General features: G+C 73.3%; 21 protein-coding genes. 10 read left to right on the top strand and 11 right to left on the bottom strand.

The window, feature by feature from the left end:
• The first annotated feature begins 147 nt into the window (after positions 1-147).
• The gene (locus B207_RS0100520; RefSeq protein ID WP_018634553.1) at positions 148-1803 is read left to right on the top strand and encodes an alkaline phosphatase D family protein; all 1656 of its coding nucleotides are present in this window, start codon (positions 148-150) and stop codon (positions 1801-1803) included.
• Between the two features lie 89 nt (positions 1804-1892).
• A complete protein-coding gene (locus B207_RS0100515) occupies positions 1893-2930 on the top strand; it encodes a diacylglycerol/lipid kinase family protein (RefSeq protein WP_230204760.1) in 1038 nt (345 codons plus the stop codon).
• Between the two features lie 105 nt (positions 2931-3035).
• Here B207_RS0100515 and ctaD read toward each other — a convergent pair whose 3' ends face one another.
• The 4 genes from ctaD to gabT all read right to left on the bottom strand — a co-directional run bounded on the left by ctaD (position 3036) and on the right by gabT (position 7131).
• A complete protein-coding gene (ctaD, locus tag B207_RS0100510) occupies positions 3036-4736 on the bottom strand; it encodes an aa3-type cytochrome oxidase subunit I (RefSeq protein ID WP_018634551.1) in 1701 nt (566 codons plus the stop codon).
• Positions 4737-4802: 66 nt separating this feature from the next.
• The gene (locus B207_RS0100505; RefSeq protein ID WP_018634550.1) at positions 4803-5432 is read right to left on the bottom strand and encodes a DUF6758 family protein; all 630 of its coding nucleotides are present in this window, start codon (positions 5430-5432) and stop codon (positions 4803-4805) included.
• Positions 5429-5584 (bottom strand): hypothetical protein, encoded by a 156-nt coding sequence (locus B207_RS39370; RefSeq protein ID WP_154675059.1) that lies wholly within the window; start codon positions 5582-5584, stop codon positions 5429-5431. Before B207_RS39370 ends, B207_RS0100505 begins: the two co-directional genes overlap by 4 nt.
• Positions 5585-5715: 131 nt before the next feature.
• Positions 5716-7131 carry a 4-aminobutyrate--2-oxoglutarate transaminase gene (gene gabT, locus B207_RS0100495; RefSeq protein ID WP_018634548.1) on the bottom strand — a complete coding sequence of 472 codons (1416 nt, stop codon included), beginning with the start codon at positions 7129-7131 and terminating at the stop codon, positions 5716-5718.
• Between the two features lie 380 nt (positions 7132-7511).
• Here gabT and B207_RS0100490 point away from each other — a divergent pair, with 380 nt between their 5' ends.
• Positions 7512-8945, top strand: coding sequence for an aldehyde dehydrogenase family protein (locus tag B207_RS0100490; RefSeq protein WP_018634547.1), 1434 nt, complete (start codon positions 7512-7514; stop codon positions 8943-8945).
• Between the two features lie 56 nt (positions 8946-9001).
• Here B207_RS0100490 and B207_RS0100485 read toward each other — a convergent pair whose 3' ends face one another.
• The gene (locus tag B207_RS0100485) at positions 9002-9700 is read right to left on the bottom strand and encodes a suppressor of fused domain protein (RefSeq protein WP_018634546.1); all 699 of its coding nucleotides are present in this window, start codon (positions 9698-9700) and stop codon (positions 9002-9004) included.
• Positions 9701-9763: 63 nt separating this feature from the next.
• On the opposite strand from B207_RS0100485, the gene B207_RS0100480 reads away from it, so the two are divergent.
• From B207_RS0100480 to B207_RS0100470, 3 genes are all read left to right on the top strand, one after another.
• Positions 9764-11239, top strand: a complete 1476-nt coding sequence (locus B207_RS0100480) for a TerD family protein (RefSeq protein WP_018634545.1) — start codon at positions 9764-9766, stop codon at positions 11237-11239.
• Positions 11240-11497: 258 nt separating this feature from the next.
• Positions 11498-12868 (top strand): magnesium transporter MgtE N-terminal domain-containing protein, encoded by a 1371-nt coding sequence (locus B207_RS0100475; protein WP_035739598.1) that lies wholly within the window; start codon positions 11498-11500, stop codon positions 12866-12868.
• Entirely contained in the window at positions 12865-13479 is a 615-nt protein-coding gene (locus B207_RS0100470; RefSeq protein ID WP_018634543.1) for a DUF1003 domain-containing protein, read from the top strand. Before B207_RS0100475 ends, B207_RS0100470 begins: the two co-directional genes overlap by 4 nt.
• Before the next feature lie 78 nt (positions 13480-13557).
• Here B207_RS0100470 and B207_RS0100465 read toward each other — a convergent pair whose 3' ends face one another.
• Positions 13558-13899 carry a chorismate mutase gene (locus B207_RS0100465; protein WP_018634542.1) on the bottom strand — a complete coding sequence of 114 codons (342 nt, stop codon included), beginning with the start codon at positions 13897-13899 and terminating at the stop codon, positions 13558-13560.
• 331 nt (positions 13900-14230) lie between these two features.
• Between B207_RS0100465 and B207_RS0100460 the strand changes: the two genes are divergently transcribed.
• Entirely contained in the window at positions 14231-15061 is an 831-nt protein-coding gene (locus tag B207_RS0100460) for a RecB family exonuclease (protein WP_018634541.1), read from the top strand.
• Between the two features lie 242 nt (positions 15062-15303).
• Positions 15304-15531, top strand: coding sequence for a DUF397 domain-containing protein (locus B207_RS0100455; protein ID WP_018634540.1), 228 nt, complete (start codon positions 15304-15306; stop codon positions 15529-15531).
• A 181-nt stretch (positions 15532-15712) separates the two neighbouring features.
• Here B207_RS0100455 and B207_RS37710 read toward each other — a convergent pair whose 3' ends face one another.
• Positions 15713-15934 carry a DUF397 domain-containing protein gene (locus B207_RS37710; RefSeq protein WP_084691933.1) on the bottom strand — a complete coding sequence of 74 codons (222 nt, stop codon included), beginning with the start codon at positions 15932-15934 and terminating at the stop codon, positions 15713-15715.
• Entirely contained in the window at positions 15906-16805 is a 900-nt protein-coding gene (locus B207_RS31925; protein WP_018634539.1) for a helix-turn-helix domain-containing protein, read from the bottom strand. The genes B207_RS37710 and B207_RS31925 overlap by 29 nt, the downstream gene beginning before the upstream one ends.
• A gap of 327 nt (positions 16806-17132) precedes the next feature.
• Between B207_RS31925 and B207_RS42235 the strand changes: the two genes are divergently transcribed.
• Entirely contained in the window at positions 17133-17885 is a 753-nt protein-coding gene (locus B207_RS42235; RefSeq protein ID WP_154675058.1) for a hypothetical protein, read from the top strand.
• Position 17886: 1 nt separating this feature from the next.
• On the opposite strand, the gene B207_RS0100440 is transcribed toward B207_RS42235, so the two are convergent.
• A complete protein-coding gene (locus tag B207_RS0100440) occupies positions 17887-18657 on the bottom strand; it encodes a hypothetical protein (protein WP_026310517.1) in 771 nt (256 codons plus the stop codon).
• A gap of 180 nt (positions 18658-18837) precedes the next feature.
• Between B207_RS0100440 and B207_RS0100435 the strand changes: the two genes are divergently transcribed.
• Positions 18838-19308 carry an antibiotic biosynthesis monooxygenase family protein gene (locus tag B207_RS0100435; RefSeq protein WP_018634536.1) on the top strand — a complete coding sequence of 157 codons (471 nt, stop codon included), beginning with the start codon at positions 18838-18840 and terminating at the stop codon, positions 19306-19308.
• 121 nt (positions 19309-19429) lie between these two features.
• Here B207_RS0100435 and B207_RS0100430 read toward each other — a convergent pair whose 3' ends face one another.
• Both B207_RS0100430 and B207_RS37705 read right to left on the bottom strand, forming a co-directional pair.
• On the bottom strand, positions 19430-20527 hold the full coding sequence (locus B207_RS0100430) for a hemolysin family protein (RefSeq protein ID WP_018634535.1): 1098 nt from the start codon (positions 20525-20527) through the stop codon (positions 19430-19432).
• Positions 20524-22017, bottom strand: a complete 1494-nt coding sequence (locus tag B207_RS37705; RefSeq protein ID WP_018634534.1) for a hemolysin family protein — start codon at positions 22015-22017, stop codon at positions 20524-20526. Before B207_RS37705 ends, B207_RS0100430 begins: the two co-directional genes overlap by 4 nt.
• Between the last annotated feature and the right edge of the window lie 173 nt (positions 22018-22190).

Genomic DNA, 22190 nt, shown 5'->3' with positions numbered 1-22190 from the left:
GGCGGACCCGCGAAATCCTAGACGAGTGGGCCATATCCCTCGGTGGCGCCGGGTCCGGCTCGCCCAACGCCTGGGGGGACGGTCTGGTCGGTCCGGTTGGTGATTGGTCGTCCGCCGTTCATCCCACTGTGGTGTCATCACCCGGTGATGCGGGACGAGGGTTTGTTCGCGGTCGCGCGACCGGGCCGGCGAGTGGTTCTGGCGGGTGGCGTCGGTGCCCTGGTGGCTGCCGCGGTCGGGGGATGCGGAGGCGGATCCGGGTCGGCGCCGACCCCCGCGCCGACGATGCGCGCGCCCACCCCGATTCCCGGGATCCGGGACGGGGCGTTCTCCCTCGGGGTCGCCAGCGGTGATCCGCTGCCCGACGGCGTGATCCTCTGGACCCGGCTGGCGCCCGAGCCGACGTCCGGCGGCGGTATGCCGCCGCGTGACGTCGAGGTCGACTGGCAGGTCGCCCGGGACGAGCGGTTCTCCGACGTGGTCCGCGGCGGGACGCAGCTCGCCACCGCCTCCTTCGCGCACTCGGTGCACGTGGACGTCCGCGGTCTGGAGCCCGGGCGGGACTACTTCTACCGGTTCCGCGCCGGGGACGTCCTGAGCCCGGTCGGGCGGACCCGGACCGCGGCCGCTCCCGGGGCCGCCGGCGGGCGGCTCTCGTTCGCGCTCGCCAGCTGCCAGGACTTCCAGAACGGGTACTGGCCGGCCTTCGACGCCATCGCGGGCGACCACCCGGACTTCGTCCTCCACGTGGGGGACTACATCTACGAGTACGACCCGGAAAGCGCCTACCCGGACCGCCGCCACACCACCCCCGAGACCCCTGGTCTCGGCCAGCTCCAGACCCTGGCCGACTACCGGAACCGGTACGGGCAGTACAAGTCCGACCCCGCGCTGCAGGCGGCCCATCTCGCCGCGCCCTGGGTCGTGACCTGGGACGACCACGAGACCGAGAACAACTACGCCGGCCTGGTGGACGAGGCCGGCGACACCGGTGACCGCCGCCAGGACGAGGCGACCTTCGCCCGGCAGCGGGCGGCGGCCTACCAGGCGTACTACGAGCACATGCCGATCCGGGCCGAGCTCGACCCGGGGTCGCCGGACCTGCGCATCTACCGCCGTCTGACCTTCGGCGACCTGCTGACTCTCAACGTCATGGACACCCGCCAGTACCGGACGCCGCTGCCCGGCTCGCCCGCGGACGGCATCGGCGCCGTCCGGGCGGGCCGGGACAACTCCGGCGGGACGATGTCCGGGGCAGCCCAGGAAGCGTGGCTCGTCGACGGGCTGCGGACATCCCGCTCGCGCTGGAACGTGATCGCCCAGCAGACGATGATGGCCCAGCTGCACGGCCAGCTGAACGGCAGCGAGACGCTCACCAACCTGGACCAGGCCGACGGCTACCTCCCGTACCGCACGCGGATCCTCTCGGCGGTGCGTGACAGCCGGGTCGCGAACCCGGTGGTGCTCGCGGGGGACATCCACTGCGCGTGGGTGAACGACCTGCGGGTCGACTTCGACCGGCCGGAGACCCCGGTGATCGCGACCGAGTTCGTCTGCACCTCGGTCAGCTCGGGGTTCTTCCTGATCAGCGAGGACTTCGTCCGGGAGAACAACGCGCGGCTCAACCCGCACGTGCGCTACTTCCGCGGCGACCGGCGCGGCTACACCCGGATCACGGTGAGCGACGACGAGTGGCGCTCGGACATGCGCGTCGTCGAGACCATCGAGCGGCGGGACGCTCCGACGTCCACCGACGAGACCTGGGTCGTCGAGGCTGGCACCGCCGGAGCGACCAGGGCCTGATCCCGCCCCGCCCTCGATCGGGATGCGGAGGCGGAAGGCGGGCGCGGAGGATCCCCGTGGGCGCGGAGGATCCTCGTGGGCGTGAGGACATGGCCGTAGGCTGTGCCGTGATCAGCTCGGCGGTGGTGGGAGGACGGATGGCCGGCATGGACGGGGTGGCCGACGGGGTGGCCGAGGCGACTGAGGCGACTGAGGTGGCTGAGGTGGCGAACCCCGCGCCTGCGGTGGTGGACGCGGCGGTGGACCGCTCCCGGCTGACGGTCGTGGTCAACCCGAAGGCGGGTGGCGGGCGGGCGGCCAAGGTGCTCGACGATGTCCGCGCCGCCCTGGACCGGTGGGCCGACGACGTCTCGGTGGAGACCACGAGGAGCCTCGAGCACGCTGACGAGCTGGCCCGGGCCGCCGTGGCCGACGGCCGGGTGACCGTGGCGCTCGGCGGTGACGGCCTCTCCGGCCGGGTTGCGGGCGCCGTCGCCCGTGCGGGGGGTGTGCTCGCGATCCTGCCCGGCGGGCGGGGCAACGACTTCGCGCGCGGCCTCGGGATCCCGCGTGATCCCGCCCTCGCCGCGACGGCGCTCGTCGCCGCGGTGGAGCGCCGGGTGGACCTGCCGGAGGCGAACGGTGTGCCGTTCCTGGGGATCGCCAGCCTCGGGTTCGACTCCGACGTCCAGGTGATCGCGAACCGGACGACCTGGCTCTCCGGTCAGAGTGTGTACACCTACGCGGTGATGCGGGCGCTCGCGGCATGGAAGCCCGCCCGGTTCACCGTGACGATCGACGACGAGGCGCCGCGGGAGCACGCCGGCTGGACGGTGGGCGCTGCGAACGCCGCCTACTACGGCGGCGGGATGAAGTTCGCCCCGGACGCCGACATCGCCGACGGCCTGCTGGAGATCGTGCTGGTCGCGAGGACGGGGCGGCTGACGTTCCTGCGGCTGTTCCCGCGGATCTTCTCCGGGCGCCACGTCGAGGTGCCCTATGTGCAGGTCAGCCGGGCTCGGCGGCTCGTCGTCGACGCCGACCGGCCGTTCCAGGTGTACGCCGACGGCGACCCGGTCGCCGACCTGCCGGCCGAGATCGTCGTCCGGCCGGGCGCGCTGCGCCTGCTGGTGCCGCCGCAGCCCTGAGCGCCAGGCGGGGCCCGTACCCGGCAGGGCCGAGGCGCTTTCACCGGCTCAGAGCTCAGAGCTCAGAGCTGAGAGCTGAGGCCGGTGGCCCGGGCGGCCGTTCGTTCAGCGGAGCTCGGGGGTCGCGTGGTAGTCGGCCGTGCCGGCGACCTCCGGGTAGTGCAGGTCGAAGGCGGGCCGCTCCGAGCGGATGCGGGGCAGCTGGTGGAAGTTGTGCCGCGGCGGCGGGCTGGACGTCGCCCACTCCAGCGAGTTGCCGTAGCCCCACGGGTCGTCGACGAGGGCGAGCCGGCCGTGCCGGTACGAGTGCCACACGTTGTACATGAACGGCAGCGTCGAGACGCCGAGCAGGAAGCTGCCCGCGGTCGACACCGTGTTCCAGCTGGTGAACCCGTCGTTCGGCCCGTAGTCCGCGAAACGGCGGGGCATGCCCTGCGTTCCGAGGTAGTGCTGGACGAGGAAGGTCAGGTGGAAGCCGAAGAAGACCGTCCAGAAATGGATCTTTCCGAGGGTCTCGTCCATGAACCGACCGGTGAGCTTCGGGAACCAGAAGTAGGTGCCGGCGAACGCGGCGAAGACGACCGTTCCGAACACCACGTAGTGGAAGTGGGCGACCACGAAATAGCTGTCGCTGACGTGGAAGTCGATGGGCGGGCTGGCGAGCAGCACGCCGGTGAGCCCGCCGAGCAGGAAGGTGACGAGGAACCCGATACAGAAGAGCATGGGGGTCTCGAAGCTGAGGCTGCCGCGCCACATCGTGCCGATCCAGTTGAAGAACTTGATGCCGGTCGGCACGGCGATCAGGAACGACATGATGGCGAAGAACGGCAGCAGCACCGCGCCGGTGACGAACATGTGGTGCGCCCACACCACGATGGACAGGACGCCGATGGCGATCGTGGCGAAGACGAGGCCCTTGTAGCCGAAGATCGGCTTGCGGGAGAAGACCGGGATGATCTCGCTGATGATGCCGAAGAACGGCAGCGCGATGATGTAGACCTCGGGATGGCCGAAGAACCAGAAAAGGTGCTGCCAGAGGATCGCCCCGCCGTTCTCCGCGTCGAAGACGTGGGCGCCGAAGCGACGGTCGGCCTCCAGCGCGAGCAGGGCCCCGGCGAGCACCGGGAACGCGACGATCACCAGGATGGACGTCACCAGGAACGTCCAGCAGAAGATCGGCAGGCGGAACATCGTCATGCCGGGCCCGCGCAGGGTCAGTATCGTCGTGATCATGTTGACCCCGCCGAGGATCGTGCCCAGGCCGGACACGGACAGACCCATGATCCAGAGATCGGCCCCGGCGCCGGGGCTGTACTCCCCGCTGTTCAGCGGTGCGTAGGCGAACCAGCCGAAGGCGGCGGCTCCGTCCGGGGTGAGGAAGCCGGCCACCACGGTGAGGGAGCCGAACAGGAAGAACCAGTACGACATCGCGTTCAGTCGGGGGAAGGCGACGTCGGGCGAGCCGATCTGCAGCGGAATGAGAAAGTTCGCGAAGGCGAACGCGAGCGGCGTCGCGAACATCAGCAGCATCAGCGTGCCGTGCATCGTGAACAGCTGGTTGTACTGCTCGTTCGAGAAGTACTGCAGCCCGGGCCTGGCCAGCTCGGCACGCATCATCATCGCCAGCACGCCGGCGAAGACGAAGAACCCGAACGAGGTCACCGCGTACATGACGGCGATGTCCTTGTGCGAGGTCGTGCGCAGGTATCCGAGCAGAGGGACACGTGGACGCGTGTGCCCCGTTTCGCCGTGTTCGGTGGCGCCGGGCCGGGTGTCGGGGCCGGGTGGTTCGCGTAGAAGAGTCACTCCGGGCTCCCGGCTCTGGCACGGCGAACGGGCGGGCGGCAGAATACTAGCGCGCCCGGAGCCGGATCAGGGTGCGGACAGATGAGAACCCGTGGCGCCGAACAGCAGGTGGTCGACAAGCCTCGGATCGTCGCGCATGTCCTCTATCACCAGGTGTTCGAGCAGAATCAGCGCCGCGTCGGCCGGCCAGAGCACACACCACAGCCAGACACCCAGCGCCTCCCCGACGAAGGCCGCGCGGTCCGGGGGAGCGGCGAGCGGCCAGAGTGCCGTCGGGTGCCCGGCGGCCTCCACCTTCGCCTCGGGCCTCTCCTCGAGACGGTCCGGGTCGGCGAGCGGAAGGCCCGCCAGCCGGCTGCCCAGGCCGACCCGCGGCGCCTCGGCGACCAGCACCATCTCGGCGGGGCCGCCGACCGGCGACGGGCCGCTCACCGAGAGCGCGGCCGCGTGTGCCCCGGTGCGCTCGTCGCCGGCCCAGCCGACTCCGCTGACGAACCAGTGGACCGGCATCGGCGAGGGCAGCCACACCGGCACCCGGCTGGTCCGCCCCAGCGAACGGAGCACCTGCTCGCGCGAGGCATGCGCCTCGTGGAAGGGCTCGACGTCACCGTGCCGGGCGCAGCGCCACCGGTCACTCCACACGTTCGGCGGGTCGAGGTCGCTCAGGCAGGCCGGGCACACCGGCGGGGTGGTCACCGCACACCCCGCCGCGGCGCGCCGACGAGCGCGTCGACAGGCAGAAGGGCGTCGACAGGCAGGAGGGCGTCGACGGACAGAAGGGCGTCGACGGACAGGAGCGCGTCGACAGGCAGGAGTGCGTCAACTGAAAGAACGGGAACCACGGGCATCCTCCGCCTCCATGTAGCAGGTGGGCGGAGGTTTGATGCCCGCCGAGGCGGGTTCCGACTCCTTCGCGCGGGACTTGTCCACCTCGGCGCCAGATGTCGGACGGACCCGTGACTCTGCGGCGCGGAGGCGGTCAGGTGCCGTAGCGGTGGCGCGCGATGTCGGCGACGACCTCCTCCAGGACGTCCAGGCCCTCGACAAGCAGGTGTTCCGGGATGACGAGCGGCGGGAGCAGGCGCAGCACGTTCCCCCAGGTGCCGGCGGTGAGCAGGACCAGGCCGCGTCGGTGTGCCTCGGCCGCGCAGGCCGCCGCCACCGCCCGGTCGGGCCGGGGCGCCGCCTGCCCGGCGGGGGGTGGCTCGTCGGCGACGAGTTCGAGCGCGAGCATCGCCCCGCGGCCGCGGACGTCCCCGACGAAGGGGTACCTGCCGCGCAGCGACCGCAGCCGTGGCATCGCGATCCGCTCGATCAGGCGGGCGCGGGCGGCGAGGTCCTCGCGCTCCAGCGTGGCGATCGCGCCGAGCGCGGCGGCACAGGCGAGCGGGTTGCCGCCGTAGGTCCCGCCCAGGCCGCCGACCTGCGGCGCGTCCATCACCTCGGCGCGGCCGGTGACGGCGGCGAGCGGCAGGCCGCCGGCGATGCCCTTTCCGGTGACGATCAGATCGGGCACGATCTCCTCGTGCTCGCAGGCGAACAGGTGGCCGGTGCGGCCGAACCCGGTCTGCACCTCGTCGGCGACGAGGACGATCCCGGCCGAGGCGCAGAACTCCGCGAGCGCCGGCAGGAAGCCGGCGCCGGGGACGATGAACCCGCCCTCGCCCTGGATCGGCTCGATGATGACGGCCGCGACGTTCTCCGCGCCGATCTCCGCGCGGATCGCGTCGATCACCTGCCCGGCGGCCTGCCGGCCGCAGCCCTCCGGACCACCGGGCCAGCGGTACGGGTAGGCCATCGGCATCCGGTAGATCTCCGGTGCGAACGGACCGAAGCCCGCCTTGTAGGGCGTCGACCTCGCGGTCAGGGCCATCGTGAGGTTGGTGCGGCCGTGGTAGGCGTGCGCGAACGCCACGACGGCGGATCGCCCGGTGTACGCGCGGGCGATCTTCACCGCGTTCTCGACCGCCTCGGCACCCGAGTTGAACAGCACGGAGCGCTTCTCGTGCCCGCCCGGCGTCAGCCGGGCGAGTTCCTCGCAGACGGCCACGTACCCCTCGTAGGGGGTCACCATGAAGCAGGTGTGGGTGAAGCGGCGGGCCTGGTCGGTGACGTTGTGGACCACGCTGTCGGCGCTGTTGCCGACGTTGGTCACCGCGATGCCGGAGCCGAAGTCGATCAGTGAGTTGCCGTCGACGTCCACCAGCACGCCGCCGCCGGCGGCCACCACGTAGACGGGAAGCGTCTCGCCGACGCCGCGGGCCACCGCCTGCGAGCGGCGCCGGGCCAGCGCGGTCGAGCCCGGCCCCGGGACAGCCGTGACCAGCCGCCGGACCTGTGGAAGCCCCGGACCGCCGTGTGGCGGCCGCAGGGCCGTGTTCGTCCCACTCCGCACCGGGCCCCTCCTCCTGGCGGCTCGGTCCGGCGGCGCCGGACCGAGCTTGTTTCGGACCGACACCCGCTCCGAAGAGGAGTCGATTTCTTGGGGGAGTCGATCGCTTGCAGAGTGTAAGTGGCCGGCTGGTGGGCGTGCCGAGCAGCGGTTCCAGGGGCTCCCGGTGCGCCCGTGAACTGCGACCCCACCGCTCCGCACCCGTTGTGCCCGCTGTGGCCGGTGTGGTGGGACCTGGAGTCCCGTCGATCGTGAGGAGGAGGATGTCAGTTGTTGTCGCGCGGATTCCGACGGGTGGGGAATCCGCCACGTCCGGCGATGGTGTCCGGTCGGGTCCCCGCACGTCCGCCCGTCCCTGGTGGTGAGGAGAAGGTGGTCGTGTCATGACCGGGTTCTGGGTGGCCGGCCGGCGGCGCGGGTCCGCGGAGTCCTTCGAGGTGCGCAGCCCGTTCGACGGCCGGCTGGTCGCGACGGTGGCGCGCCCGGCGGAGTCCGACGTCGAGGACGCGCTGGCCGCGGCAGCGGGGGCCGCGCGCGCCTGCGCGGCGCTGCCCGCCCACGTGCGGGCCGGCGCGCTGAGCAGCGTCTCCCGCGAGATCGCCCGCCGCGGGGACGAGATCGCCGCCCTGATCACCAGTGAGTCCGGGAAGCCGATCACCTGGGCGCGGGCCGAGGTCGCCCGGGCGTCGTCGACCTTCCGCTGGGGCGCCGAGGAGGCCCGCCGTTTCGCCGGTGAGGTCGACCGGCTCGACACCGACCCGACCGGTGAGGGACGCATCGCCCTCACCCGGCGCTTTCCGATCGGGCCGGTGCTGGGCATCGCGCCGTTCAGCTTCCCGTTGCACCTCGTCGCCCACAAGGTCGCGCCCGCCATCGCCGCGGGCGCGCCGATCGTCGTGAAGCCCGCGCCGCGTACCCCGCTGTCCGCCCTGCTGCTCGGTGAGCTGCTCGCCGGGACCGACCTGCCGGAAGGGTCCTGGTCGGTCCTGCCCGTCAGCGACGACCAGATGCCCACCCTGGTGGCCGACCCGCGGCTGCCGGTGGTGTCGTTCACCGGGTCGGCGCGGGTCGGCTGGGCGATCCGGGACGCCGTCCCGCGCAAGCACGTCGTCCTCGAGCTCGGCGGGAACGCGGCCGTGCTGGTCGCGGCGGACTACTCGAGCCCGGCGGACCTGCGGCACGCAGCGCGGCGGATAGCCCTGTTCTCGAACTACCAGGCCGGCCAGTCGTGCATCGCCGTGCAGCGGGTGTTCGTCGACCGCAGCCTGTACGAGCCGGTCCGGGACGAGATCGTCGCCGCCGTCGCCGAGCTGCGCGGAGGTGACCCCACCGATCCCGCCACCGACGTCGGCCCGCTGATCGACGCGGCCGCCGCGGAGCGGGTCGGGGCCTGGGTGCGGGAGGCGGTGGCGCGCGGTGCCACCGTGCTGTGCGGCGGCATCGCGAAGGGCACCGCCTTCGCGCCGACCGTGCTGACCGGCGTGCCGCGTGACGCGACCGTGGCCAGCGAGGAGGTGTTCGGGCCGGTGCTCGTGCTCGAACCCGTCGACGGCCTGGACGACGGGCTGGCCCGGGTCAACGACAGCTCCTACGGCCTGCAGGCCGGTGTCTTCACCCGCGACCTCGGGACGGCCTTCCGTGCCCACCGGGCGCTGGACGTCGGCGGTGTGATCATCGGCGACGTCCCCTCCTACCGCGCCGACCAGATGCCCTACGGCGGCGTCAAGGGCTCCGGGCTGGGCCGGGAGGGTGTCGGCGCCGCGATGGCGGACCTGACGGTGGAGCGGGTGATGGTGCTCGCCGGCGTCGAGCTCTGACCGCCGCACGACCCTCGGGCCCTGCACGACCCTCGCCCCTGCAGGGCCCGAGGCGGTCAGCCCAACGGGGCCTCCGCCCGGTCGGGGTCGCGCAGGTCGGTGCCGACGTCCAGCCAGCGCTGGTGCATCGCGGTGGCGCCGTGCACGCGCTTGTACGCCGCCTCGTTCGGGGTCATCGGGAGCAGCGGCAGGAAGTGGACCGGAGCCGGCCCGGGGGCCGTGGGGCCCGGGGCCGCGGGTCCGGAGCCGTTGGCGGCCGCGGCCGGGCGAGCTGACGCGAGCGGCAGGTCGGGCACCAGGCCGCCGGGCTCGCCGACCAGTACGGCGGTGAACCGGGCGCCGTCCCACAACGGCTCGCCGAGGTCGAGGCCGGCGCCGGCGACCACCGGCCGGCCCTCGACCACCGGCACCGACGCGAGGACGGCCAGCGCCCGCGCCGCGCCGTCCCGCCGGCCGCGCAGTGACAGGACGAGCTCGGCCCGTGGCCCGGCCGGGTCGCGCACGGTGGCCTCGGCGGGCGTCATCGGCTCCCGCGCCATCCCGAGGGTCACATAGCGGACCACGCCATCGGGGTCGGGGCCGAAGCGGAGCACCTCGATCGGGTCTGCCCCGAGGAAGGTGAGGCTCGCCCGCCCGCTGTCCGGGCCGAACCAGCCGACGAGGTGCCCCTCGACGCGCCGCAGGACGTCTCCGCCGCTGGGCGGGTGCTCCGCGCGGTCAGGGCTGTCATGCTCCGGATCGTCGGTTGCGCTCATAGCGGTCGATCGTAGGATCGCGACGCCGCACCTGTTCGTTGTGACGGCGGATGGGAGGGCCAGATGGCACAGATGCTCAGCAAGGGTGCGAACGCCGCACTGCCGACGACCGAGGTGCGGGTCGAGGTCTCCTCGTCGACCCCGCTGGACATCGCCGCGCTGCTGGTCACTCCGTCCGGCAAGGTGCGCGATGACGCCGACTTCGTCTTCTTCAACCAGCCGGCCGGGCCCGGGGTGCGTCTCGCGCCGCCGTCCGCGCTGGAGTTCACGCTCACCGCGGTGCCGTCCGACATCGACAAGGTGGTCGTGACCGGCAGCCTGGACGGAAGCGGCCCGCTGACGTTCGCCGGCGTCCGTGGTCTCGCGGTGGCCGTCCGGGACGGCCGCGGCCAGGAGATCGCCCGTTTCGACCCCGCCGGCCTCAGCACCGAGACGGCGCTGGTGCTCGTCGAGCTGTACCGCCGCGCCGGGTCCTGGAAGGTCCGCGCCGTCGGGCAGGGGTACGCGTCCGGGCTCGCGGGCATCGCCACCGACTTCGGGATCGCCGTCGACGACCCGGGCACCGCCAGCAGCGGCTCCCCGCAGTCGGGCCCGCCGCCGGTCCCGTCCGCCCCACCCGCGCCGCCGCCCGTCCCGTCGCACTACGACGCCCCGACCCAGGTCGTGCAGCCGCCGCCCGGTGGTCAGCAGTGGGGTCCGCCGCCTCCGCCGCCCGGCGGGGGCCAGCAGTGGGGCCCGCCGCCGGCACCGCCGGCCGGGCAGCCGTGGGGCCCGCCCGCGGGTCAGCCGTGGGGCCCGCCCGCGGGTCAGCAGTGGGGCCCGCCGCCGGCTCCCGGCCAGTGGGGCCCGCCGCCCGCGGGGCCGCCCGGTGGTCAGCAGTGGGGTCCGCCGCCTCCGCCGCCCGGCGGGGGCCAGCAGTGGGGCGCGCCCGTCGGCGGGCCGCCGCCCGGCGCCGCCGGCCGGATCAACCTCGACAAGGGCCGGGTCTCGCTGCGCAAGGGCCAGAGCGTGTCGCTGGTCAAGACCGGCGCCCCGCCCCTGGCCCGGGTCCGGATGGGCCTCGGCTGGGATCCCGCGCAGCACGGGAAGTCCATCGACCTCGACGCGTCGTGCATCCTGTTCGACCAGCGCGGCAAGGACGTCGACAAGGTCTGGTTCATGTCGAAGAAGGGGGCCCGTGGCGCCGTCCGCCACTCCGGGGACAACCTCACCGGCAGGGGCGAGGGCGACGACGAGACCATCTTCGTCGACCTGGGCGCGCTGCCGCCCACCGTCGTGAGTCTGATCTTCACCGTGAACAGCTTCCAGGGGCAGTCGTTCACCGACATCCGCAACGCCTTCTGCCGGCTGATCGACGACCAGACCGGCCAGGAGCTCGTGCGGTTCGACCTGTCCGAGTCGAAGCCGGCGACCGGCCTGGTGATGTGCCGGCTGCAACGGGAGCCCGGGGCGCCCACCTGGGCGATGACCGCGATCGGCGAGTTCCACGACGGGCGCACCGTGCGCGCGATGGTAGGCCCGGCCAAGCAGTACCTCTAGGGCACCTCCAGGGGCCTCCAGGGCACCTCCAGGGCGGTCACGGCACTGGCGGCGGCCGGGCGGGCGCCGGGTGTGCCGGGTGTGCCAGGTGTGATGCGTGCGGTCTCGCGTCCCGGCGGGTTGCGGACGGGCGGCGCGCGGGTACCCTCCGGCCGTGACCCCTGCACCTCCGGCACCGTCGCACGCGACCCCGGCCCCGGTTTCCCCCGCCCCTGACGGCCGTCTGGCCGGTGCACGCCGCCCGGTGGGAGGACGGCGGTGACAGCGCGGCAGGGGCCGTCCAGGGTGTACTGCCGGCGCCTCGCCGGGCTGCTGGTGCTGGATCCGAACGGCGACCAGGTCGGCCGGGTCCACGACGTGATCGTCACGCTCCGCCTGGGCCACGAGCCTCCGCGGGTTCTCGGCCTGGCCGTCGAGGTCCAGCGCCGCCCGATCTTCGTGCCGATCTCCCGGGTCACCGGCGTCGAGTCCGGCGCCGTGGTGCTCTCCTCGGCGCGGCTGAGCTGGCGCCGGTTCGCGCAGCGCCCGAACGAGACCCGGGTGCTCGCCGAGCTGCTCGACCGCCGGGTCACCCTGCTGCCGCCGGGGGCGGAGCAGTCCGCGGACGGCACCGCCCCGCAGGGGCGCGAGGTGACTGTCGTCGACGCCGCCATCGAGCCGACCCGGAGCGGGGACTGGCTCCTCGACCAGGTCGCGGTGCGGGTCGGCAAGGGGCGCCGTGGCGAGGTCCGGACCGTCGGCTGGGACGAGGTCACCGGCTTCACGCTGCCGGAGGAGGGCCAGGGCGCGGCCAACCTGCTGGCCGCCTTCGAGCGGCTGCGCCCCGCCGACCTGGCGTCACTGCTGCACCATCTGTCGAGCAAGCGGCGCGCGGAGGTCGCGGCCGCACTCGACGACGAGCGGCTGGCGGACGTCCTGGAGGAGCTCCCCGAAGAGGAGCAGGTGGAGCTGCTCGGCGGCCTCGCCGCGGAGCGGGCCGCCGACGTCCTGGAGGCCATGGGCCCGGACGACGCCGCCGACCTGCTGGGTGAGCTGCCCGCCGACGAGGCCGAGCGGCTGCTGCGCCTGATGGAGCCCGAGGAGGCGGCGCCGGTGCGCCGCCTGCTGGTCTACGCCGACGACACTGCCGGCGGCATGATGACCAGCGAGCCGGTGGTGCTGGCCCCGAACGCCACGGTCGCCGAGGCACTGGCGCGGGTGCGGGAACCCGAGCTGTCCCCTGCGCTCGCCGCCCAGGTGTATGTGGTGCGCCCGCCGTACGAGACTCCCACCGGGCGTTACCTGGGGCTCGCGCACTTCCAGCGGCTGCTGCGGGAGCCGCCCAGCACACTGGTGGGCGGCGTCATCGACGTCGACATCACCCCGCTGCGCCCGGACACCCCACTACCCGAGGTGACACGTCACCTGGCCTCGTACAACCTGGTCGCGGTGCCCGTTCTCGACGACGCGGGACGCCTGGTGGGGGTGGTGACCGTGGACGACGTGCTGGACCACCTGCTCCCCTCCGACTGGAGGGAGAGCCAGCTCGCCTCGGATGCCGTGGTCGGGACCGCACCGGGCGCGCCGCGGGCGGCCGTCGGCGCCCCGCCGACCGGCGTGTCTCCGGCCGGCGAGCCGGCGGGCCCGTGACCAGCCTGCTGCGCAGGCGTGGCGAGCGTCTCGACCAGCCTCGCCCGACGCGCCGGGCCCATCTGCGCCCCAGCTACGAACCAGAGGCGTTCGGGCATGCCGCCGAGCGGATCGCGCGGTTCCTCGGCACCGCCCGCTTCATCGCCGCGCAGACGGTCGTGGTCGTGGTGTGGGTCGTCTACAACATCGTCGCCCCGCCGGTGGCGCGCTTCGACAACTACCCGTTCATCTTCCTGACCCTGGCACTGTCACTGCAGGCGGCATACGCGGCGCCGCTCATCCTGCTGGCGCAGAACCGGCAGGACGACCGGGACCGCGCGAATCTCGCGCAGGACAGGGAGGCCTCGGTACGCCTCCAGGACGACACCGGGTACCTGGCGCGGGAACTGGCCGCGATGCGGGTCTCCATCGGCGAGCTGGCCAGCCGCGACTTCCTGCGCTCCGAGCTGAAGGTCCTGCTCGCCGACCTCGACAGCGCGGGTGCCGGGGCCCGCGGGGAGCGGGCGCGCAGGGACCGGCGGGAACGCCGCCAGCGTCCGGAGGAGACGGCGGCCCCGCGCGGCGGTGTCAGCGGCCCGGCCAGGTCCGGCAGATCCCGCAGACCGGACTGACCCTGGGCTACTGACCTGGGCGACCGACCTGGGTAACTGCCCCTGGGCGACCGGCGAGCCTGCGGGCGGCCGCGGGGCCTACGGGAGGTTGCCGCGGCAGAGGGTCAGCACGGCGAGCGCGATCTCGGCTCCCCGGGGGCCGAGCTCGTCCGCCCACGAGGAGATGATCGCGTTCTCCCGCCCATGCTGCACCCGCGGCCCACCGGCCTCGGCCCGCAGGGCCTGCACCTGGCGGGACAGCTCCTTGCGGGTGCTCACCAGCGCGCGCAGCCTGGCGTCGATGTCATCGATGAGATGGCGACCCTCGTCGATGGAGGAGATGGTCGGCACGGCGGCGGGCGCGGCGGCCGTCTCGGGCTCGGCGGGCGCGGCACTGCCGGCCGCGGCGGCGGAGCTGGAGGCGTCGACGACGTTCGTCACGGTGGGGCCCTTCGGTAGGGCTCGGCGTTACCCGCGCCACGAAGGGCCCGGGGGTTGCCGGGCTGCGGTCTGGCGCGGAGCCGCGTGGGATCAGCGGCAGTGCGGGGACCGTACCCGGCCCCCATAAAACGTTCGCGGTGGACGAGGGCCGACCCGGCCGGCCACCGGCCGCCCGCGCCCGGCCCGTGGTGCGGTCCCGGTCGGCAGCGCCGTCACGCGCGCCTGAGCCCCACCGAACCGCATGGACCGAGCATGCCAGGCGGGGTTCGCGCCGTCCAGAAGGTACGTATGTGAGACCCGGCGCGAGTCACGGCGATGAGATGATCGGCTGATGGACCAGATGGAGCTGGCCGGGATGCCCCGTCGGCTGTTCTCCTGCACCCCGTCCCGCCTGGCGGCGTTCGAGGACTGCCCGCGGAAGTACCGGATGATCTACCTGGATCGGCCGGCCCCGCCCAAGGGCCCGCCGTGGGCGCACACGTCCCTGGGTATCAGCGTGCACAACACGCTGCACCGCTGGTGGGAGGTTCCACTGCCGGCCCGCACACCGGAGCGCGCCGGCTCCCTGTTGCGGACGGCCTGGGTCGAGGACGGCTTCCGCGACAGCGCACAGTCCGCGGCCTGGCGGGAGCGTGCCGTCGCGATGGTGGAGGGGTACACCGCCGGTCTCGACCCGGCGGCCGAGCCGCGCGCGGTCGAGCGCCAGGTGGCGACCCGGACGGAACAGCTGGCCTTCCACGGCCGTGTCGACCGCCTCGACGAGCGCGGCGGTGAGCTCGTTGTGGTCGACTACAAGACGGGCCGGCGCCCCCTCTCCGACGCCGACGCCCGCGGCTCGTCCGCGCTGGCCCTGTACGCGCTCGCCGCCGGGCGGATGCTGCGCACCCCGTGCCGCCGGGTGGAGCTGCACCATCTGCCGACCGGGTCGGTCGCCGCCGCCGAGCACACCGAGGAGTCGCTGGCCCGTCATGTGCGGCGCGCCGAGTCCGTGGCGCGGGACATCACCGAAGCGACCGACCGGCTGCGGGCCGGCGCCGACCGCGACGCGGCCTTCCCACCCCGGCCCGGCACCCTGTGTTCCTGGTGCGACTTCCGGCGGCACTGCCCACAGGGGCGGGAGGTCACACCGGACCGCGAGCCCTGGGCCGGGCTGGGCGAGTGACTGCGGCTGGCAGAGCGACTGCGGCTGGCAGGTTGACTGCGGCTGGAAAGTCGACTGCGGCTGGCAGGTTGACCGTGGGTGGCAGGTTGATGCCGGCGATGTGACGCGCCGATGCTCCTACCCGGTGTCAGGTGCCGCGCCTTCTACCCTTACCCGCAGGGGTGACGCGGTCCGGGGCGTGTCGCTCGCCGCCCCGCGGCCGGGTCCAGATGTCCGTTTCAGACAGGTCAGGGGCTGTTCCGGTGCCGCGCAAGTTCGATCTCTCCCATCGCGACCTCGCCACCGCGTCGTGGCGTTCGGCACTTCCGGAGGGCGATGAGCCCAACCGCGTGGAGGTGGCGCGGATCCCCGGCGGCATGGCGATGCGGGACTCCGACCGGCCGGTCGGCCCTGTCCTGCTGTTCACCGACGCGGAGTGGGACGACTTCATCGCCGGACTCGCCGATGGCGAGTTCGACCTGACGATCTGACGCAGCAGGTTCCGGGGCCTCGGGCGCCTCGGATACCTCGTCGGCGTCGTGGCCGGTACCGACGCCGGCACAGGTGGCTGCCGCCTGCGTCGAGGACCCGTGCCCCGCCGCCGGCCGATCGCGGCCCTCGGGAGGCGCCGCGACGGCCGGACGGCGGGCTGATCAGCCCCGGCTGGTTCCGTCAGGCCAGGTCGCCGGCGCGGATGGCGCTGACGAACGACGACCACGACCGCTCGGAGAACTCAAGAGTGCCTCCGGCGCGGTCCTTGGAGTCGCGAACGTACGCGGAACCCGTTCCGGGTGCCCATTCGACACAGTTCCCGCGCGGCTGGCTGTGGCTGCTCGTCCTCCAGCGGAGAGACTCGAGGCCACCCTTACCGCCGCTGGCCGTGTATACCTTCACCCTGTTTCACCTTCTCGACTATGCGCATGATCATGGCACCTGCCTCGTCGGGACCGAGAGAGCAGGCCCGCAGTTTCTCGAACGCGACCTTATAGCGGCGCACCTCGTGTGCCTTTTCCAGGTAGACCGCGCCGGAGAGGGCTTCCAGATAGACCACGGGCTGGTCCCGCGTGTCGGGGAACTCGAAAAGAGTAAACGGAAAGCCCTGGGCCGGGTAGCCGCCGGCCTGGAACGGGATCACCTGGATGATGACGCGCCCGCGGGCCGCCTCCGCGAGCAGGTGTTCCAGCTGCCCGCGCAGGACATCCGGCCCGCCCACCGGCCGTCGCAGGACCGCCTCGTCGAGGAGCGCGTGGACCAGCGGCCGGCCGCTCCGGCCGCGCCGCTTCTGCCGCTCCCGCTTGAGCGCCACCGTGCGCTCGGCGTCGGTCGGTGAGCCGTCCCGGTCGAAGTCCAGAGCGAGGGCGCGTGCGTACTCCTCGGTCTGCAGCAGCCCGGGGACCAGCACGGACTCGTAGGTGAGGATGGTGTCGGCGTCGCCCTCCAGGCCGATCAGAGTCTCCAGCCACTCCGGAACAGCATCCCCGAACGACTGCCACCAGCCCTGCTCCTTCGACTGGCGCACCAGGTCCAGCAGGGTCTCCCGTTCGGGAGTGTCGTGGAGCCCGTAGAGCTCGAGCAGGTCGCGAACATCGCGGATGCGTGCCGGGGTCCGCCCGGTCTCAACCCGGCTGATCTTCGACGGCGAGCATTCCAGGTGGCGTGCGGCGTCGTCCGCGGACAGGCCGGCCTGCTCGCGGAGCCGGCGGAGCTCGGCGCCGAGCCGCCGGCGGCGCACTGTGGGACTTCCCCCGATGGTGGGCTCGGACATGGTGCCTCTCTGTGGCTGTTTTCGTGGGTGCTTTGCGCGTCATCCCTGCGCGCGGCTGTTGCCGGGCCGGGGCACACACCTGGCCGGAACACCCCGTGTCGTGGTGTTTTCGGTAGTGCCGGGGCATGCCCGCGGGACGCACGGCGAACGGAGCTGAGCACACCAAACAGGGAGCGGTCTCCGCCGTCGCGGGGCTACCACGAGTTTGTGTCAATTTAAATAGTTTGCTGAATATAACGGTTTGCGTGCCAATGTAGCCTGAGGGTCATGATCTCAGCATAAGTTGGCAGAGCCTTGGAACAATGGATGCACAATCGTGGTGAATGCATGTGCGCCGATCGCGTGGCCCGACTGACACTGAGTGTCCGGTATCTTGCTTTTGGTGGCCAGGTCGGCCCGCCCCGCGGGGCGTCGTCGCTGGTGGACGGGGTGATCGTGATGGAGGGCTGGGCAGGCGCCCACGCGGCGGGCGCGACCGGACCGAGGCCCGGCGGATTCGTCGGATCGGTGTTCACGGGTCCTGGCGGGGCCCTCGGGGCCCTCGGGGCCCTCGGGGCGCGTTCGGCGGGTGTCCCGCGAGCCGCGGGTCCAGCGCACACCGCGGGCGCCGCCGGGCCAGTGGGCCGGGCTGGGCCGGCAGGCATGGCAGGCATGGCCCGGCTGGCGGAGGCGGGAGGAACCGCCGGGGCGGTGGGCGGCGGCCGCGGCGGTGCCGAGATCGACCGCTCGGTCGCCGAGGCCTGCCGCTACCAGGTGTTCGACGGGGACGACCAGTTCGTGGGCGTCTTCGAGAGCTGGGACGCCGCCCACGCCTGGGGGCATCGCCAGGCCGCCGAACCCGGGGCGCGGCCTCCCCTGCGTATCGAGGACCACCTCGACGGCCGCACCTGGACCGTCGAACCTGGTCTGTGCCAGCTTTCGGTCTGGCGCCGCCAGCCCGCGCCCGACCCGCTGCCGGTGTACGTCACCGCCGCCGCCGAGGCTGCCGCGGCCGCCGGGCCGGCCTCGGCGCCCGTGCAGCCCGCGGTGGAGGTGACTCCGAAGCCGGAAGCTCCGGGCTCCCGGCGGCGGCCAGGCTGATTCAGCCCTGGCCGGCGGGGACGGGCAGCGGGTAACCGGCGCGGGACGCGCGGGCGTGGCCTCGGCGTATCTCCTTCGCGAGCGCCCTCAGGTAGCGCCGGCTGGCAGCCTGCCCGTCCGGCCTCGACACCAGCCCGCCTCGCCAGGGAAGGCCCGCGAGCCGCCCGGCGCCGCAGACCATCACCGAACGGGACGGGAGCAGGTACCGACCCCGCACGTACTCGCCGATCCACCGCCCCTGCGGCCCGGCCAGCTCCGGATCGGGTGAGACCCGGAACACGCCTTCCAGCTCGGGGTGGAAGACACCGCCGAAGAAACCACCGGCTTCGCGGGCGAGCTCAGGCGGCGGTGGCGGCCCAGCCGGGGTGCCCCGGAGCGCCGGCCCGATGGCGGCGTGCCGGCCGACCAGCACAATCGCGTCCTGATCGGGCAGCTGCTCCGGCCCGTGCTGCGGTGTACCGCCCAGCACGGTGAAGGGGCGGCGTCCGCCGGGCCCGGCGCGCAGCACGAGCGGCTCCGGCAGCACAGTGAGCCGGTCGACGAGGCCGAACTCACCAAGCTCCCGGGCTGCCGCGCGGGCTGCCAGACCGGCGCCACCCGCGACCACGGCGATCGCGTCCAGCCCGCTGTCGACAAGGGAGACGAGCGCGGCCGCCCCGGCGTAACCGCGTGCCTGCGGCTCCGCGTTCGCGCGGGACGGGCCCTGCGAAGAGGGGGCCTGGGAAACAGCGCCGGCCTCGATGAGCACGGCGAGGCGGGGGAGACGGGACACGTCCGCCGACTGTAGTGACCACTGCCGGCGGTGGTGGCGGGGCCTCCCGGGCACCGGCCCGGACGCCGGTCTCCCGCCCGCGCCGCTGCCGGCGCCGGCTCGGTCTCCAGCCCGACAGACATGGGACGGTCGTGGGGCCGGCACCGCCGCGGCGTGCCGCCGCGCACTACCGTTGCGGATATGAGTGTCGTGAAGATCAATGTCCTGACGGTTCCCCCGGCGATGCGGGAGACGTTGGAGTCGCGGTTCGCCGGCCGCGCAGGGATGGTCGAGAAGGCCGACGGGTTCGAGTGGTTCGAGCTCCTGCGGCCCCTGGAGGGAACCGACACCTACCTCGTCTACACCCGTTGGCGCAGCGAGGACGACTTCCAGAAGTGGCAGTCCTCGATGGCCTTCAGCGAGGGGCACCGGGCCGCGGGCGCCGAGGCCGCTCCTGGTGCCCACGGCCATCCCGGCGGAGCGCCCACGGGTGCCCCGGCCGGAAACGGTGCCCCGGGCGGAAACGGTGCCCCGGCCGGAAACGGTGCCCCGGGCGGAAACGGTGCCCCGGGCGGTCACGGCGGCCAGCCGGGCCACGGCGGGCCGGCCGCAAGCGGGGCCACCCTGTGGTCGTTCGAGGTCGTCCAGAGCGCCGCGCCGGCCGCGGGCTGACCAGGGCGGTCGTACCCGACCCGCACCGTCCGGGTCGCGCGTCTGATCGGCCGGGCTCGCCTTCACCGCGGGCCCGGCCGGGACGGCGGTAGCGGGCCGGAACCGGCGGCGGGTCTCGCTGTCAGCGGCTGGATGTGTCGGCCGCGTCCGCGTCCGCGTCGGCGGCCTCGGCGACCGCGGCGTCGGCATCGCGATGGCTCGAGTCCTCGACCTCGCCGACGAACTCCTCCACGACGTCCTCCATCGCCACGACGCCGAGAGTGGCGCCGGTCGCGTCCACGGCGCGGCCGAGATGGCTCCTTGTCCGTTGCATGAGCCGCAGCACCTCGTCGAGGTTCAGATCCACGGGTATCCGCACCATCGGCCGCAGGCGGCGAGGCGGCAGCGGCTCGTCCCGGGCCTCCGCCGGAATCCCCAGGACGTCCTTCGCGTGCAGGAAGCCGGCCAGTTCGGCGTCGGCACGGACCGGGAAGCGGGAGAACCCGGTTCCGGCCACCATGCGCTCCAGCTCGGTGGCTGTCACCGTCCACGGGACGGTCACGGTGTCCGCGAGCGGCACCATCACCGAGCGGGCGGTGCGGCCGGACAGTTCCAGGGCGTGGGTGAGGAGCTCGTGCTCGCCCGGGTGCAGCAGGCCCTCCTGCCGGGACTGCCCGATCAGCGCCCCCAGCTCCTGCGGGGTGTAGGCGGAGGCCAGCTCGTCCTGCGGATCGACGCGCAGCAGCCGCAGGACCGCGTTCGCGAAGGCGTTCAGAAACATGATGAACGGGCGCGTGACGCGGGCGAACGCGAACAGGGGCGGCCCCAGCCAGAGCGCGGCGCGCTCCGGCCCGGCGATGGAGAGGTTCTTCGGGACCATCTCGCCCAGGACCATGTGCAGCGACACGACGATGAGCAGGGCTACCGCGAACGCGATCACATGCTGGGCGTCGGACGGAACGTGGGCCGCGTCCAGGCCCGACTCCAGCAGGTGGGCCATCGCCGGCTCGGCGACGGAGCCCAGCGCCAGCGAGCACACGGTGATGCCGAGCTGGGTGGCGGCGAGCATGGGGGAGAGGTGTTCCATGTGCGCCAGGACGGCCGCCGCGCGCTTGTCGCCGCTGTCGGCGAGCGGCTCGACGCGGTCCCGGCGCGCCGAGATCAGCGCGAACTCGGCCCCGACGAAGAAGGCGTTCCCGGCGAGCAGGAGCAGCCCGGCGGCGAGGGCCAGCAGGTTCATCGGTGGTCCGCCCGGTCCGCCCGGTCCGTGGCGGTCGTGGCGGTCGCGGTGGCTCCCGCGGTCGGCGTGGCGACGAGGCGGACGCGGTCGATGCGGCGGCCGTCGACCGCGACGACGACGAGCTCGTTGTGGTCCACGACCGCGACGTCCTGCGGCTTCCCGAGGCGGCCGAGCCGGGCCAGGACGAGGCCGCCGACGGTCTCGTACGGGCCTTCGGGCAGGCTGATTCCGGTCTCCTCCCGAACCTCGTCCAGGCGCAGCAGGCCGGACAGCAGCCACTGGCCGGCGGAGAGGGCCACCACGTCCGGCGACGCCGGCCGATCGTGCTCGTCGTCGACCTCGCCGACCAGTTCCTCGACGAGATCCTCCATCGTCACGATGCCGTCCATCCCGCCGTACTCGTCGATCACGACGGCGAGCTGGAGGCCGCCGCGCCGCAATCGGTGCAGCAGGACCTCACAGTGCAGCGACGCGGGGACCAGAAGCGGCTCGACCATGAACTCCGCGACGCCGCGTCGGGCGCGTTCCGCCGGGGGCGCCCGGAACGCGTCCTTGACGTGGACGACACCGATCACGTCGTAGGCGTCTCCGTCGTTCCTGCTGTCTCCATCGTTCCCGCTGTCACCGTCGTTGGCGTCGTCGCCGGAACTGGTGTGGTCGCCGGTGTTGGTGTGGTCGCCGGCCGCGGCCTCGCCGCCGCGGGGGGCGGCGTCCCGCCCGGCGCGCAGGACGGGGAAGCGGGACAGGCCGGTCCGCTCGGCGAGGCCGAGCAGCTCCGCGAGAGACGTGTCGGCATGGACGAACACGGTCCGCATCCGGGGTGTCATGACGTCCGAGGCGCGGCGGTCACCGAACCGCAGTGATCTGCTCAGCAGGGAGGCCGTGGTGGCCGGGAGCGTCCCGTGCTCGGCGGACGACGCCACGATCGATCCCAGCTCCTCGGAGGAACGGCCGGTGCGCAGCTCGTCCTGCGGCTCGACGCCCACTGCCCTCACCAGCACGTTCGCGGCCCCGTTGAGCAGGCTGATCAGGGGCCGGAACACCCGGGAGAACAGCACCTGCGCCGGCGCGACCGCCCGGGCGACCCGTACCGGCTCGGAGATCGCCCAGTTCTTCGGGACCAGCTCGCCGAAGACCATCTGCGTCACGGTCGCCAGCACCAGGGCCAGGGTGATGGCGACGAGCCCGCTCGGTGCCGTCGGCAGCCCGATCGCCTCCAGCGGCGGCCGCAGCAGGGTGGCGATGGCGGGCTCGGCGAGATAGCCGACGGCAAGGGACGTCGCCGTGATACCCAGCTGGGCGCCGGAGAGCTGGAACGACAACGACCGCACCGCCCCCAGCACGACGCCGGCGCGGCGCTCGCCCGCCTCGGCGTCCTCGGCGACCTGATGCGGCTCGACGGCCACCAGCGCGAACTCGGCCGCGACGAACAGCGCGTTGCCGGCGATCAGGAGCACGGCCACGAGCAGGTAGCCGGCGGCCTCGAGCATGCTGATGGCTCCCTCTGGTCGGCTGGTGGGTGGGCAATGCGCGTGCTGCCCCGGAAGGGCCCTGCCCCCCGGTAGCGCCCGGAACACGGCTCGCGGCACCAATGCTCCGGAGATCTCACGAAAGGAGCCCTTGGCGCGTCCCTGCCTGGGCGGTTTCGTCCCCACGGTTGTCG

Source organism: Parafrankia elaeagni (assembly GCF_000374165.1).
GTDB classification, from domain to species: domain Bacteria; phylum Actinomycetota; class Actinomycetes; order Frankiales; family Frankiaceae; genus Parafrankia; species Parafrankia elaeagni.
The sequence above is the reverse complement of the archived record's forward strand: the minus strand, read 5'-3'. Positions and strand labels throughout refer to the sequence as shown.

Bases quoted from the DNA above. Each gene is read 5' to 3' on its own strand.
- B207_RS0100520 (WP_018634553.1), top strand. From the start codon at position 148: ATGCGGGACGAGGGTTTGTTCGCGGTCGCGCGACCGGGCCGGCGAGTG.
- B207_RS0100515 (WP_230204760.1), top strand. From the start codon at position 1,893: ATGGCCGTAGGCTGTGCCGTGATCAGCTCGGCGGTGGTGGGAGGACGG.
- B207_RS39370 (WP_154675059.1), bottom strand. From the start codon at position 5,584: ATGCCCGTGGTTCCCGTTCTTTCAGTTGACGCACTCCTGCCTGTCGAC.
- B207_RS0100490 (WP_018634547.1), top strand. From the start codon at position 7,512: ATGACCGGGTTCTGGGTGGCCGGCCGGCGGCGCGGGTCCGCGGAGTCC.
- B207_RS0100485 (WP_018634546.1), bottom strand. From the start codon at position 9,700: ATGAGCGCAACCGACGATCCGGAGCATGACAGCCCTGACCGCGCGGAG.
- B207_RS0100480 (WP_018634545.1), top strand. From the start codon at position 9,764: ATGGCACAGATGCTCAGCAAGGGTGCGAACGCCGCACTGCCGACGACC.
- B207_RS0100460 (WP_018634541.1), top strand. From the start codon at position 14,231: ATGGACCAGATGGAGCTGGCCGGGATGCCCCGTCGGCTGTTCTCCTGC.
- B207_RS31925 (WP_018634539.1), bottom strand. From the start codon at position 16,805: ATGTCCGAGCCCACCATCGGGGGAAGTCCCACAGTGCGCCGCCGGCGG.
- B207_RS42235 (WP_154675058.1), top strand. From the start codon at position 17,133: ATGTGCGCCGATCGCGTGGCCCGACTGACACTGAGTGTCCGGTATCTT.
- B207_RS0100435 (WP_018634536.1), top strand. From the start codon at position 18,838: ATGAGTGTCGTGAAGATCAATGTCCTGACGGTTCCCCCGGCGATGCGG.
- B207_RS0100430 (WP_018634535.1), bottom strand. From the start codon at position 20,527: ATGAACCTGCTGGCCCTCGCCGCCGGGCTGCTCCTGCTCGCCGGGAAC.
- B207_RS37705 (WP_018634534.1), bottom strand. From the start codon at position 22,017: ATGCTCGAGGCCGCCGGCTACCTGCTCGTGGCCGTGCTCCTGATCGCC.